The sequence below is a fragment of the Borreliella chilensis genome (genome assembly GCA_000808095.1).
Taxonomy (GTDB): Bacteria; Spirochaetota; Spirochaetia; order Borreliales; family Borreliaceae; genus Borreliella; species Borreliella chilensis.
Map to the genome: position 1 here is coordinate 372,560 of CP009910.1, position 14,316 is coordinate 386,875.

The 14,316-nt window shown below is 29.1% G+C and carries 13 protein-coding genes; 6 read left to right on the plus strand and 7 right to left on the minus strand.

Annotation, left to right across the window (positions count from 1 at the left end; all coding sequences use genetic code 11):
* Positions 1 to 94: 94 nt before the first annotated feature.
* Positions 95 to 1,471: an aminopeptidase 1 gene (locus OY14_01790; GenBank protein AJA90188.1), complete on the plus strand. Its 1,377-nt coding sequence runs from the start codon at positions 95 to 97 to the stop codon at positions 1,469 to 1,471.
* Positions 1,472 to 1,478: 7 nt separating this feature from the next.
* Positions 1,479 to 1,757 (plus strand): DNA mismatch repair protein MutT, encoded by a 279-nt coding sequence (locus tag OY14_01795; GenBank protein ID AJA90189.1) that lies wholly within the window; start codon positions 1,479 to 1,481, stop codon positions 1,755 to 1,757.
* Between the two features lie 21 nt (positions 1,758 to 1,778).
* Here OY14_01795 and OY14_01800 read toward each other — a convergent pair whose 3' ends face one another.
* Genes OY14_01800 through OY14_01825 form a run of 6 tightly spaced genes read right to left on the minus strand, consistent with a single transcriptional unit; the run spans position 1,779 to position 9,986 of the window.
* Complete coding sequence (locus OY14_01800) at positions 1,779 to 2,837, minus strand: glycerol-3-phosphate dehydrogenase (protein ID AJA90190.1); 1,059 nt, start codon at positions 2,835 to 2,837, stop codon at positions 1,779 to 1,781.
* A 16-nt stretch (positions 2,838 to 2,853) separates the two neighbouring features.
* Positions 2,854 to 5,154, minus strand: a complete 2,301-nt coding sequence (locus tag OY14_01805) for a Clp protease ClpA (protein ID AJA90191.1) — start codon at positions 5,152 to 5,154, stop codon at positions 2,854 to 2,856.
* 10 nt (positions 5,155 to 5,164) lie between these two features.
* Positions 5,165 to 6,382, minus strand: coding sequence for a tyrosyl-tRNA synthetase (locus OY14_01810; GenBank protein ID AJA90192.1), 1,218 nt, complete (start codon positions 6,380 to 6,382; stop codon positions 5,165 to 5,167).
* Positions 6,379 to 7,716: a glycine-tRNA synthetase subunit beta gene (locus tag OY14_01815; protein AJA90193.1), complete on the minus strand. Its 1,338-nt coding sequence runs from the start codon at positions 7,714 to 7,716 to the stop codon at positions 6,379 to 6,381. Before OY14_01815 ends, OY14_01810 begins: the two co-directional genes overlap by 4 nt.
* Positions 7,717 to 7,733: 17 nt before the next feature.
* On the minus strand, positions 7,734 to 9,206 hold the full coding sequence (locus OY14_01820; GenBank protein AJA90194.1) for a glutamyl-tRNA synthetase: 1,473 nt from the start codon (positions 9,204 to 9,206) through the stop codon (positions 7,734 to 7,736).
* A 12-nt stretch (positions 9,207 to 9,218) separates the two neighbouring features.
* Positions 9,219 to 9,986, minus strand: a complete 768-nt coding sequence (locus tag OY14_01825) for a P31-23 (GenBank protein ID AJA90195.1) — start codon at positions 9,984 to 9,986, stop codon at positions 9,219 to 9,221.
* 124 nt (positions 9,987 to 10,110) lie between these two features.
* On the opposite strand from OY14_01825, the gene OY14_01830 reads away from it, so the two are divergent.
* The 4 genes from OY14_01830 to OY14_01845 are packed head-to-tail and all read left to right on the plus strand — an operon-like array spanning position 10,111 to position 13,632.
* Positions 10,111 to 11,250: a hypothetical protein gene (locus OY14_01830; GenBank protein ID AJA90196.1), complete on the plus strand. Its 1,140-nt coding sequence runs from the start codon at positions 10,111 to 10,113 to the stop codon at positions 11,248 to 11,250.
* Between the two features lie 23 nt (positions 11,251 to 11,273).
* Positions 11,274 to 11,987 (plus strand): 5'-nucleosidase, encoded by a 714-nt coding sequence (locus tag OY14_01835; GenBank protein ID AJA90197.1) that lies wholly within the window; start codon positions 11,274 to 11,276, stop codon positions 11,985 to 11,987.
* Entirely contained in the window at positions 11,984 to 13,162 is a 1,179-nt protein-coding gene (locus OY14_01840; GenBank protein ID AJA90198.1) for an S-adenosylmethionine synthetase, read from the plus strand. The genes OY14_01835 and OY14_01840 overlap by 4 nt, the downstream gene beginning before the upstream one ends.
* The gene (locus OY14_01845; GenBank protein AJA90637.1) at positions 13,159 to 13,632 is read left to right on the plus strand and encodes an S-ribosylhomocysteinase; all 474 of its coding nucleotides are present in this window, start codon (positions 13,159 to 13,161) and stop codon (positions 13,630 to 13,632) included. The genes OY14_01840 and OY14_01845 overlap by 4 nt, the downstream gene beginning before the upstream one ends.
* Before the next feature lie 10 nt (positions 13,633 to 13,642).
* On the opposite strand, the gene OY14_01850 is transcribed toward OY14_01845, so the two are convergent.
* A complete protein-coding gene (locus OY14_01850) occupies positions 13,643 to 14,305 on the minus strand; it encodes a hypothetical protein (protein ID AJA90199.1) in 663 nt (220 codons plus the stop codon).
* Positions 14,306 to 14,316 lie beyond the last annotated feature (11 nt).

Below are 14,316 nucleotides of genomic sequence, written 5' to 3' on the forward strand. Positions count from 1 at the left end.
TATTAAAAATTAAAGGTAAGTTTACAATAAATAATTTATTTTGTACACACTTTAAAAACAATTAAATGTTAGAATAAAATAGGAGGACTTAGTAATGAAAAAACAAAATCCATGGATATCTTTAAACGAAGAAGAAAAAAATCAAATTTTCAATTTTTCTGAAAATTATAAAAAATTTATAAGTAAATTTAAAACAGAAAGAGAAGTTATAGCCTATGCTCTCGATAAAGCTAAAAAAAGAGGGTTTTTTAACGCTGAGGAGAAAAAAAATCTAATACCAGGCGATAAAATTTTTTATACCTGTAGAGACAAATCTGCTGCTTTTGCTATTATTGGTAAAAATCCTATTGAAAATGGAATAAATTTCATTGTTTCTCACACAGATTCACCAAGGCTTGATGCAAAACCTTCTCCAATCTCTGAAGAAAATGAACTTGCATTTCTTAAAACCAACTATTATGGGGGAATAAAAAAATATCAGTGGCTATCTACTCCCCTTTCAATAAGAGGTGTGGCATTCTTAAAAAATGGAGAAAAAGTTGAAATCAATATTGGCGACAATGAAAATGATCCTGTATTTATAATTCCCGACATTTTGCCTCATCTTGACAGAAAAATACAAAGAAACAAAAAATCCGATGAAATTATTGAAGGAGAAAATCTAAAAATTTTAATTGGAAGTCTACCAATTGACACAAAAGAAAAAAATAAAGTTAAATTGGCAATTCTTCATCTCATAAAAGAAAAATACAAAATAGAAGAAGAGGATTTCGTGTCATCAGAAATTGAAATAGTACCAGCAGGAACAGCAAAAGACATTGGATTTGACAGAGCTTTAATTGGTGCTTATGGACAAGATGACAAAATTTGTGTTTATACCTCATTAGAATCTATATTTGATCTTGAAGAGATCCCAAACAAAACTGCTATTTGCTTTCTTGTAGATAAAGAAGAAATTGGTTCAACAGGTTCAACTGGACTAGATTCAAGATATCTTGAATATTTTGTTTCTGACATAATATTTAAAATTAAAAATTCAGAATACAACAACCTTCATGTTCAAAAAGCTTTATGGAATTCAAAAAGCATTTCTGCTGATGTTTGCGCAGCAATAAATCCACTATTCAGCTCAGTTCATGACGAACAGAATGCCCCCAAGCTTGGCTACGGTATACCCATAATGAAATATACAGGACATGGCGGAAAAAGTATGGCAAGCGATGCTGATGCTGAGCTTGTTTCTTACATTAGGCAATTATTAAATAAAAACAGCATTGCTTGGCAAGTAGCAACACTTGGAAAAGTAGAAGAAGGGGGAGGGGGAACTGTTGCCAAATTCTTAGCTAGCTATGGAATAAGAACAATAGATATGGGACCTGCTGTTATAAGCATGCATTCTCCAATGGAAATAACTTCTAAATTTGATTTATACAATGCTTACTTAGCATACAAAGCCTTCTACAAGGAATAAAATTACTATGGTGGATTTAGAAAAAACAAACAAAATCAAAGTAGCAGAGCATATTGTAGAATGTTTTGGGGGAATCAAAAACATTAAAAAAATAAACAAAGACATAACAAGAATAAAAATTTTAGTAGACAGCAATTCTTTGGTCAAAAGAGACGATCTAACAACAAATGAAAACATAATAGGAACTATTAAATCTAACGAACTTACAGAAATTGTAATGAATTTTGAAATAATTGAAGATGTTTATAACAAAATTTTATATATGATGAACGAACAAAAACAATAAAGCCTCTAAAGAGGCTTTATTTTATTGAATAGCATCTCTCATATAATCAAGTATAGATTCAGGTCCCAACTCTTTATTCAAAATTTTATATATAACACTTAACAAACTATTAGGATTTAGATCACGATTTGATTCTTTTAAAAGGACAAAAATTGATTTAGCAGCTAAAACTCCCTCTGGCAAATATCCAATTTTTTTAATATTGCTTATCAAATCGTCTATATTTGAAAACCTCTCTAAAACATTTTTGCTAACAATTTCACTTCCCAATCGTCTATTTCTTCCAAATATACTTCTACAAGTAACATCTAAATCTCCAGAACCAGCCAAAAATAACAGCGTTTCAACATTTCCTCTTCCAAGCTCAATTGCAATATTTCTCATATTATTCAAGGATATTGCAAACAAAAATGATTCTGTATTATTACCTATCAAATTAGGATAATTTAATTTATACTCATATAAAATTCCAAACGCAATTGCAAAAACATTTTTCAAAGATGCTGCTACTTGCACTCCAAAAACATCATTACTATAAAACATAGAAATTGGCGTTTTACGAAACAAATTGATAAACGAATATGCATTTTCTCTGTTATTGCTAGCCGCAACAAGCCCTGTTATCACACCAAGTCCAACCTCCTCAGCATGACTTGGACCAACAATGTAAGTAATTTCATCTTCATACCCTTGCATAACCTTCTCAGCAACTTCAACAACTGTCTGAGTTTTTCCATTAAAAGTAATAAATCCTTTTGTAAGTACTGCTAATTTTGGCCTTATCCCCAAAGAATAAAAAAACTGGTCCAATTTTTTTAAAATATCAACAGTAAAAAGAGAAGGCGTTGCAATGAAAATATAATCAGACATTGATACAACTTCAAATAAATCTGAACTTGCAACTAAATTTTTTGGCAATTTGATTTCCTTTAAATACTTGTCATTAACATTATTATTATTAATACTATCCTTAACATCTTCTTCAAAAGACCATAAAAAAATATTAAAATCAAATTTATCTGCCAAAGACTTTGCAATAGCTGTTCCCCAAGCGCCTGCCCCTATTATTGATATCTTCATAAATACTCCCATAACCTTACAAAAACTTATATTTTATTGTTTCATCTAAATAGATTTTTATTTTACCAGAATTTTCAATTTTCTTAAAAAGAATTTCATCTATTAAAACCTTCCCTACTTCTTTGAATATAAACTTTTTAACACTTTTTAATCCATAACCCTTTCCATAAATCTTTTCTCGAATATAATCAACAACACTTTTTTCAAAAAAAACATCAAATTTTCTATCTCTCAATATCTTTGCAAAACTACCAAGTTCATTAAAAATCACTTTTTCAAAATTTACCTCATCAATAGATTGAAAAACAAACACATGATCTATTAACTCTAAAAATTCATTAGGAAATCTCTTCTCTAATACAAGATTAAAATCATCTCCCATTCTCATTCTATTTTTAAAACCAATACTATTAAGTTCTTTGTTCTCAACATTAATACCTATCACTATTAAACTTTCTGATAAACTTGCCTTTTTACCAAGACCATCAAAAATTCTACCTGTTTTAAACCCTTCCAAAAAAAAATTTAAAACCCTTTTATTACATTTATCAAAATCTGATAGAAAAATTATAGAATTAGTAGATTTATTCAAAAATTTGAAAAATCGAGCAGATTCATAGTGACCATCATTATTTAAAACAGGACCAATCAATCTATCAAGAGAACTAAAATCACTATACTCGCCCATATTAATATTAAATTTTGGAATTTTAAACTCTTCTGACAAAATATCTGTCAACTTACCCTTACCCACTCCAGAAGAACCAACAAAAGCAAATATTCCAATAGTACTTCTGTTAGCAAGCAAATTAAATTTTAATAGCTTGATATTTAACATCAAATCAAATACCAAACTATCGTGCACAATGAGTTCTTTTTTTATTCTATTTTCTAAATTAATTAGCAATTCACTATCATACTCTTCAAAATTAAAAATATTAGAGCCAACAACAGATTTAATCAAATCACAAACATCATCTTTTGTTATGCTTCTTTTTATGTTTTCGAGCTTAAATTTAGAACCTAGTTCATCTAAAATATCAAAAGCCTTATCTGGAAGAAACCTATCTTTAATATATTTTTGAGACATAGTAATGCAAGCTTGTATTGCCTCGTCTGTATATTCCACATTATGATATCTCTCATAATCTTTTTTAATCTCCTGCAAAATATTATAAGTGTCGTCAAAACCGGGCTCTTTAAGCTCTATGCTTTGAAACCTTCTCATTAAAGCCTTATCTTTTAAAAAAAATTTTCTATATTCATATTCTGTAGTAGCTCCAATAAATTTGATTTTTCCTAAAGTAAGAATAGGCTTTAACAAATTAGAAACATCCATACTACCAAATGAAGTAGCTCCTGCCCCTACTATCATATGGATTTCATCAATAAAAAGCATAACTTTTTTTCTTGAATTTAAAAAATCTAAAACCCTATTTATTCTACTCTCAAGATCTCCCCTGTATTTGGTACCCGAAATAAGTCTGCCAATATCAAGAGAATAGATTTCATACCCTATTAAATCCTTTGGAACATTTTCTATTTTTATCTTATATGCAAGACCTTGGATTAATATTGTTTTTCCAACACCAGGTTCTCCAAATAAAATAGGATTACTTTTATGTTTCCTAAGTATTACTTGAATTAACCGAGATAATTCTCTATTTCTACCAATCAAAGGATTGTGCTTTAAATTCAAATCCAAAGCATCAATAACGTTTGTTAAAAAATTACCAATAGAGTTTTTATTTTCTAAGAAAATATTATTTTGATCCAGTTTATCACGATTATCATCAAAAATATGAAAGCCTCCTTTACTTTTTAGCGAATTATTATGAATATATTCTGCAATCAATTCACTATCACGACCTGAATCAGAATTAGTATTTATTCCCAAATAATCATGAACTTCAATAAGTTTATCAAAAATAGTTAAATTAAAGCCTGAGTTAAGCAAAGCATCTAAAATGCTATTTTTTCTTTTTTTGACAAGAACCCACAATAAATCTTTTTCTTGTATTTTATAAGGCTTTTTATAAAAAAAAAGAGTGCTGATTATATCATCATATAAATAATCCATACTAGAAACATACTCTAAGATATAATCACCTCTTAAAGGAAGCTTACTAAAAAATTCTTCTAGCTGTTTATTAAGTTTATAAAAGTCAATTGCACACAAATTTAATAGTTCTTTAACCTTATCGCTTTTAATCAGTCCATAAAAAATGTGTTCTTCAGTAAAAACAAGATGCTTAGATTCCATGAAAAACAAAAATACATTAAAAAATAAACAATTTAAAGATCTTCTATCATACATTCAAAATCAACTATAAAACAATTCGTAAAAATTTTTTTTTACCTACTCTTAGCTCAATTTCATTGTTATTAAAATCCTTTCCAATAAGACAATGATTCTGATTTTCTATCCTTTTACCATTAATATATACCCCTCCAGAATTAATTAATCTTCTGCCTTCTGACTTGCTAGACACAATTTTTGAATCTAGCATTAAATCAATCAACAATACTCCTTCTTCTAAACCAGAAAAACTAAATTTAAAAAAAGGAATATTGCTTCTATCTCCGCTCCCTCTAAATGCTGCAAAGGCCGCCGCTTGAGCTTTTAAAGCTTCTACTTCTCCATGAACAATTTTGGTTACCTCAAAAGCCAAAATCTCTTTGGCTTTATTCAAAGCATTACCCTTAAAATTTGAAATTAACTCAATCTCATCTTCTTCTAAAAAAGTAAAAAGGTATAAAAAAGTTTTTACATCAGAATCTGAAGTATTTCTAAAATACTGATAAAAATCATAGATACTGTAAAGATTAGAATCAAGATAAACAGCACCTTTTTCTGATTTGCCCATCTTTTTCCCATCACTTCTTGTAATCAATGGGAACGTAAGCCCAAAAGCTTCTATTCCAAATTTTCTTCTAAGCAAATCGACACCCGAGATGATATTCCCCCATTGATCATCACCACCAATTTGAAGTCGACAATTTTTCATTTTATTAAGCATATAATAATCATAAGACTGTAAAAGCTGATAATTAAACTCAATAAATGAAAGTCCAAAATCTAGCCTTCTTTTATAAGTTTCAAAGCTCAACATACGATTAACAGAAAAATGAACGCCAATGTCTCTTAAAAATTCAATATAATTGAGATTATCTAACCAATTTGAATTGTTAATAAAACATCTTGAACTAAAATTTGTAATTCTTTGAAGTTGATTTTTTATCGACAAAGCATTATTGTTAATCTCTTCTGAGGATAAAATCTTTCTCATTTCACTTTTCCCAGAAGGATCACCTATTTTAGCTGTAGAATCTCCAATCAAAACAATTGGTATGTGGCCATATTTTCCAAGATGCATCATTGCTAAAAAAGGAATCAAATGACCAATATGAAGAGAACTAGATGTTGCGTCAACTCCTGCATAAAAAACTATTTTTTCTCTATCCATTAAATCACTTAAAACTTTTAAAGATGTGCATTGCTTTAAAAATCCACGCTTATGTAAAATACTCAAAGCAAGATTCATTTATTAAAATCCTCTTTGTAATTTAAAATCTCTGTTTTAATGTATGAATATAAATCATTAATAAAAATTCTCTTCTGAGTCATATTATTTCTCTCTCTAACCGTAACTGTTTCATCTTCGATAGTATTGTAATCTACTGTTACACAATAAGGAGTCCCTATTTCGTCTTGGCGTCTATACCTTTTGCCTATTGTTCCACCATCGTCGTAAAATATATGAAAATCATCACAAAGTTCTATATAAATCCTTCTAGCAATCTCTACAAGCTCAGCTTTTTTTACAAGAGGGAATATCGCAATCTTATAAGGAGCCAACTTGGGATGCAATCGAAGAACAATACGCTTATCTCCATCTGAAAGATTCTCCTCAGAATAAGCATCACAAAGGGTCATTAGAACAGACCTTGTAAGCCCAACAGAAGTTTCAATAACATAAGGCACATATCTTTCTTTTGTCAATAAATCATGATACTCAAATATTTTAGGTTTGTTAGAAAATTTAGAATGCTGAGTTAAATCATAATTACCCCTGTTATGAATACCTTCTACTTCTTGAAATCCAAACGGAAATTCATATTCAATATCAAATGCAGATTTTGCATAATGAGCAAGTTGAGTTGAGTCATGAGCCTTAAATCTTAATCTATCAGGCCTAATCTTAAGAGTTTCTACAAAAAAATTCATTCTATTTTGCTTCCAATAACAAAACCATTCATCTATTTGTTTAGGATGAACAAAAAATTGCATTTCCATTTGTTCAAATTCACAAGTTCTAAATATAAAATTTTTCGTAACTATCTCATTTCTAAACGCTTTACCAACCTGAGCAATACCAAAAGGAACCTTAAGTCTTGAAGAATCCAAAACATTCCTAAAATTAACGAAAATTCCTTGTGCTGTTTCGGGTCTTAAATAAATTTCACTAGAACTACCCTCTACTACCCCAATATGAGTCTCAAACATTAAATTAAAACTTCTTGGAGAGGTAAAATTATTCCCAACTTTGCAATTCGGACAATTTTTTGACAAATCAACAAAATCTGACCTAAATCTACCTTTGCAATCTTTGCAATCAACCATAGAATCTGAAAAACCATCAACATGCCCTGATGCTTTCCAAATTTCAGGTCGCATAAAAATCGCACTATCTAAACCCACAATATTTTCATGCAAATACACCATGCTTTTCCACCACTCTCTTTTTATATTTTCCTTAAGTTCAACTCCCAAAGGACCATAATCCCAGGCTCCAGAAAGGCCTCCGTAAACCTCTGAAGACTGAAATACAAATCCTTTTCTTTTTGCAAGAGAAATAATATCTTCCATTCTAACCATAAAAATATCCTTAATAGCTATACATTTATTCTTAAAAATTCCTGTGCTAATTTTATTCTTTTAAAAACTTCAGACTTACCTATCAATTTTAAAGAATCAAAAAGCGGCGGAGAAACTTTGCTGCCAAGCACTGCAATTCTAATAGGAAGAAGAATTTCTCCCAATTTAAAACCATTTTTCTCAGCAAAATCGTAAAAAATTTTATCATTTTCTTCTGACGACCTTTTTTCAAATCCCTCTAAAATAGGCTTTATTAATTCTAAAATAGAATAAACATCATTAGCTGTTTTTTTCTTACCCAAAAACTCATCTAAATTCCAAGATTTAATGTCCTCATAAAAAAATTTAGCCATGTTTAAAGCATCACTTAACTTTTTAATTCTACTCTTTATAAGAGGAACTAATAATTTTAATTTTTGAACCTCTTCTAAAGTACCAAGCTTAGAAACATATCCTTTTTTTTGAAAAAAAGGAAGCAAAAGATTAAACAAATCTTCATCCTTCTTTTCTCTAATATAGTGACTATTGAAAAAATCCAACTTATGATAATCAAAAATCGCAGGAGATTTATTAATCCTTTCAATTAAAAAAAATTGCTCAAGGTCCTTTTTTGAAAAAAATTCTCTCTTATCATCATAAGACCACCCAAGCAAAGTAACATAATTAATAATAGCTTCTGGGAGATACCCATCTTCAATAAATTGCCTTAAAGCTGTTGATCCATGCCTTTTACTTAATTTTTGACCATCATTTCCCATAACCATTGGAAGGTGACAATAAATAGGCAAATCCCATTTAAAAGCCTTGTAAAGAAGCACATGTAATGGACCTGAAGAGACCCATTCTTGGGCCCTTAAAACATGAGTAATTTTCATTAAATAATCATCAATAACATTCGCAAGATGATAAGTCGGAAGTCCGTCTGACTTGAGAATAACAGGATCAGGACTAATATCTTTATTCGCCCATGTAATCTTGCCAAGCAAAATATCATCAAAGCTAGTCTCTCCTTCTAAAGGAATTTTAAATCTGACAACAGGTGCAATTTTTTGAGTTAGTAAATTTTCAACTTCACTATCACTTAAATTCCTACAATGCCTATCATATCCAGGCGGCATCTTATTAATATTTTGAATTTTCTTAATCCTTTCCAACCTTTCAGGACTACAATAACAATAATAAGCGCGCCCAGATTCAATTAAATCTTTAGCATATCGCTTATATATCACACTTCTTTGAGACTGAACATAAGGAGCATAATCACCCCCCACAACAGGACCTTCATCGAAAGAAATACCAAGCCACTTAAGACTTGAATAAAGATCATTTTCAGCTTCTGGAGAATATCTACTCTGATCTGTATCCTCAATTCTAAGTAAAAATTTACCCCCACAAGACTTTGCAAAAAAATAATTAAACAAAGCTGTTCTAATCCCACCAATATGTTGCAAACCCGTTGGAGAAGGCGCATAACGAACTCTTATACTCAAAACTCAACCTCTTCAATAAAAAATATCTTTTTTAGAAAAATCATAAATATAATAAAAAACAACAAAAAATAAATTCGAACGAAGCAACCTTGTATGCTTAGAATCTATCCTATTTTTAAATTTATAATATCGATTTCTAATCTTAATTTTTTTACTTTCAAGCAAATCAAAAGACATTTTCGATTTTTGCAATAAATAATAAAAATAAATAGTAAAAATATCATTTTTTAAAAAAAACTTATCTAAAAGATTTACCAAATCTTTTAGTTTTAAGTGCTCTTCAAAAGACAACATGCTAAGAGCCTCACAATATTTCACCCACTTATTTCTACTGCCCTTGTAATTTAAAATCAAACTAAAAGCCTTTTCTTTTTCTCTAAAGCTAATAAGAACAGAATAAAGCTCTATTATCGTTTTATGTCCTAATCTATTGTCTTTTAAATAAAAATAAAGCTCATCAAGACTTTTCTTATCTTGTTTTATTAAAATAAATCTAAGAAGAATAGATATTTCGAAAATACTTTTAAGCTTCTTACGAATCATTTTAAGCTTTAAAAAAGTAAATGTGTCTTCTATTCCATTTAAAATAAAATACAACCTGGAAGAAAAATATTGAGAATAAATAATATTAAAAACAATAACTAATAAAAAATAGATTACAAAGAACTGATAATTAAACAAAATAAAGCTTAATTTCATTTGAAATCTTAAAATTACCAAAAAATAAATAAATAATCCAAGAAATATAATATTAAAACCTAAGCGTATTTTTTCTACCATAAAAATCTCTTCAAAAAAGCTTAATCCAAAAATTGAGATATAATAAATACATTATACTAATAGATGGACAATTAATAAATAATGTGATATACATGGTTAATAGAGCTTAATTTCAAGGAAATAAATGCAAAATTTTGAAAGCATTATCAAAAATATAAAAAATTTATCATATTTGATAGACAAAGAATTTTTAGTCTGGCCTGAAAATGCATTTATTGAAGACAAAAATATTGAGCTTATTGAAAAATGGGGCTTAAAATCATATATTAAAGAGAGAACAAATTTTTTCAGTGATGATTCTGTTAAAAAAGAATATGAAGAAATACATAAAAAATTTAACGAAGAGGCTATCTCTAGTTATCATGTAATAATAAGCAATTTAGAAGAAATTTATGAAAATTGCAAAAGAAATAAAAAAATCTACTACCAAGATATTACGCCTACTGTAAAAAAAGTAATAGAGTTTTATAAGAAACACAAAAAAATTTTTATCAAATATTTTAGAATTCCCAAGCTTACTGCAGCCTATCATATCATCCATTCAGTAAATACAGCAATCTTAACAGTAGCCCTTGGCAATGAAATGGGATTAAACAATTACAAAACAGTAGAACTCTGTAGTGTTGCTCTTTTACATAAAATAGGATTTCTATTCATACCCTCAGAAATCAGTGAAAAAAAAGAAACATTAACTGATAAAGAATTAGAAATAATAAAAAAATATCCCATAATAAGTTATCAAGTAGCTTCAACAAGTAATTTGTCAAGATCAATATGTTTAACCCTTCTAACACATAAAGAAAATCTAGACGGAACAGGCTATCCTAAAGGGCTAACAAGTGAAAACATCAGCATAGAATCAAATATAATAGGCGCTGCTAGTGCATACTCTGCTATCATCCTAGATAAAACATACAGAAAATCTTTTAATTCTGGAGCATCTATTATTGAATTAATTAAAGATGCGGACAAAAAATTTGACAAAAGAGTTTTAAAGTTAATAATCAGCGCAATATCTTCTTGTCCTATAGACTTTATTGTAGAGCTTAATGACAATTCTATAGCCAAAATAATAGATATAGACGATTCTGATCCAAATCTCCCATATATAAACTACATAATAAAAAATGGAAAAGTTGTAGACAAAAATGAGCAATCTAACGTTCAATCCGTACCAAATACAGACACAGGAATAAAAAAAATATTAAATCAAAATGAAATAGAAATAATTAAAAATAAATATTCTTTAACAAAAAATATGTAAAAACACGTAAAAGGAGAAACAGCATGATTTTGATCATATCAGCTATGCAAGAAGAATCAGAAGAAATAAATAAAATGATTGATAATAAAGAAGAAGTTGTATTAAACAGCTGCTTAGAAAATAAAAGAATTTATAAAGGGAAAATTTCGGGAAAAGATGTAATATCTTTAACTACAGGAATTGGAAAAGTTAACGCAGCAACTTGGAGTAGTCAAATTATATCTAAATACAAAATTACTCATATAATAAATTCTGGAAGTTCTGGTGGAATAAAAGAAAACTCTAACCTTAAAATATCAGATATCATAGTATCCTCAGAAGCAGCATACTATGACTTTGATTTAACCAAATTTGGACATAAAATAGGACAAGTCCCTAATTTACCACAAAAGTTTAAAGCAGATGAAGATCTGTTGAAAAAAGTTGCCGATATTGTTGAAAGCAAGCTTTTAAACATCGATATCCATATTGGCTTAATACTAACAGGAGATCAATTTGTTGACAATGAAAAAAATCTTGAGACAATCAAAAAAAATTTCAAAGATGCTTTAGCTGTAGATATGGAAGGAGCCGCAATAGCTCAAGTAGCCCACATGTTTAAAATACCATTCATAATAATCCGTTCAATTTCTGATTTACCAAACAGTAAAGATAACCATATAGACTTTAATAAATTTTTACAAACATCATCAATAAACTCTAGCAAAATGACAAAGGAGCTTATTAGGCTAATATGAATAAAATAATAGCAGCTAACCAAACTTCAACTTCCGAAGCTGTATCTGAAGGGCATCCAGATAAAATTGCAGATCAAATTTCTGATGCTATTCTTGATGAAATACTAAAAATAGATAAAAATGCACAAGTAGCTTGCGAGGTCATAATTGCACAAAATTTAGTAGTAATAGCAGGAGAAATAAATAGTCCTGTAAAAAAAAATATAGATATAAAAGAAATTGCTAAAAACATCATTAAAGACATAGGCTATACAAATATTGATTATGGACTTGATTACAAAACAATAACGGTAATAGACGTTATTGGCAATCAATCAAGCGACATTATAAGCGCAATTAAAAAAAAAGGATCTACTACCCTTGGAGCCGGTGATCAGGGAATAATATTTGGATATGCCTGCGATGAAACAAAAAATTTTCTACCTGCTCCTTACGAACTTGCCAACTCAATTCTAAAAAAAGCTAGCAATCTTAGAAAATCAGGAGCAATAGAATGGTTGAGACCCGACTCAAAATCTCAAGTTACAATAGAATATGATAAAAACAGAAAACCTGTAAAGATAAAAAATATTATAGTCTCTCACCAGCACCATCCAAACATCTCCCAAAAGCTAATAAGACAAACAATAATTGAAGAAATTATTAAGCCTACCATTCAAGACAAATCAATGCTTGATGAAAATACTACTTATTACATTAATCCTTCTGGAAATTTTGTAATTGGAGGGCCTACTGGAGACACGGGCCTTACAGGAAGAAAAATTATTGCTGATAGTTATGGAGGATTTGCAAGACACGGGGGAGGAGCATATAGCGGAAAAGACGCCACAAAAGTAGATAGATCGGCCGCCTACATGGCAAGATATATTGCAAAAAATATGGTAGCAGCCGGGATTTCTAAAGAATTTGAACTACAGCTTGCATATGCAATCGGAATTGAAAACCCAATATCTATTCAAATAACTGCAGGAATAAACGATCCCAAATATGCAAACAAAATACTAAATTTCATTATCAATAACTTTGATTTAACTCCCAATGGTATAATTGAAAAATTAAAACTAAAACAACCCATATATCTTAAAACTTGCACTTACGGCCATTTTGGAAAAAATGAATTTGAGTGGGAAAAACTAGATTTTGTAAAAAAAATACAAACGGTACTAAAAAAATGAAAAAAATAACAAGCTTTACAGTAGATCATGCAAAATTAAAACCTGGAATATATGTCTCAAGAAAAGATATCTTTGAAAATGTAATATTTACTACAATAGACATTAGAATCAAAGCTCCTAACATTGAACCAATCATCGAAAACGCGGCAATACACACAATAGAGCACATAGGAGCAACTTTACTTAGAAATAATGAAGTTTGGGCTGAAAAAATAGTATATTTTGGTCCAATGGGCTGCAGAACTGGTTTTTACTTAGTGATTTTTGGAAACTATGAAAGCGAAGATCTTGTTGACTTAATATCATGGCTTTTTTCCGAAATTATAAACTTTTCAGAACCTATTCCAGGTGCAAGCCACAAAGAATGTGGAAATTACAAAGAACACAACCTTGATATGGCTAAATATGAATCTGCTAAATACTTACAAATATTAAACAATATTAAAGAAGAAAATCTAAAATATCCCTAGATCATAAAATTTACAAAATAGAAAGTATCTCTTTGTCATTTTCTGTTGCTACATCAAACTGAAAAATAAAGCCTAGAGTTACTTTATGCATCTGATTTAAAAGTAAAAGCCTGTTGTAAAAAATTGGAGAAGCTGAATATTCCAAAAAGATAAACTCTATATTAATTCTAGCTCCAATATCTACACCAAAAAAAACATTATTCAGCAATGTCCAACCATTTGAATCTATGAAATAAGTTTTTGCCCCAATATATGAAAATTTTAAGCCTGTAAAAAAGATTAAACTAAACATTGGGGTATAGGGTAAAAAGAAATAATTGCCATACATTCTCACTGAAACTGAAACATCTTTTACTATAAAATAATTTGAAGGATACTTCCAATATGTTTGATTATCCAACATAAACATAATCTCTTTAGCATAAGAAGTATAGCTTGGCAAAAATTTAATATCTAAATTAAATTCTCCACCAAATGCAAAATTTTGAGAAACATTAACACCAAGACCACTAAAAAATTGATACTTGAGTCTTTCATAAAAAAATAAATCTTTAGTGAAATTATCAACTCCAACTCCAACTCCATTGTATACATTAAGATAGCCAGGAACTCCTGAATAAATTTTTAATACACTAAACATAAAAACAAAAAAGAAAAAAAAGTTTCTTCTCATAAAAAATCCCT